The following is a 450-nucleotide window of genomic DNA, read 5'->3' as shown; positions in this document are numbered from 1 at the left end:
CGCGGTATACATACACGAGGCTATTGTTGGAAGTCCATACAGGCGTGCCGGCATGCCCAATGGGTGTTGCTAGCTCGCGCTCATCATTACCACAGCGTACGAATACAGATGAAGCAAAGTAGCCTTCATCCGCTTCTGGATGGCGGTTACTAGCAAAAGCGATACATTGACCATTGGGCGAATAACTGGCGCTACCTTCGTGCCATTGGCTGTTGCCAGTAATTGCATCGAGTGTTTTCTCGGCTAGGTTATAGCGCCATAAGCCGGTGCGATCCTCGTTGAGGTAGCCGCCTTGGCGTTTGTATACTGCATTCGTAATTACCGAGATATCGGGCTTATCATCACTTTCTGCGGCTTTTTCGAGCGGATTCTCCACCTCAGGATCTACCCGCAGGGTAAGCAATAATTCCTGATCATTCGGATGAATGCTTACCGAGCTAATAGAGCCTT

The 450-nt window shown here is 50.0% G+C and carries 1 protein-coding gene; it reads right to left on the bottom strand.

What is annotated here, in order from left to right:
• A partial coding sequence (locus tag VT06_RS17355) for a PD40 domain-containing protein (RefSeq protein ID WP_046555587.1) occupies positions 1–450 on the bottom strand: 450 nt, incomplete at both ends.

Source organism: Arsukibacterium sp. MJ3, from assembly GCF_000987765.1.
Lineage (GTDB): Bacteria > Pseudomonadota > Gammaproteobacteria > Enterobacterales > Alteromonadaceae > Alishewanella.
Note: the sequence above shows the minus strand (reverse complement) of the source record. Positions and strands in the feature narration are given on the sequence as shown.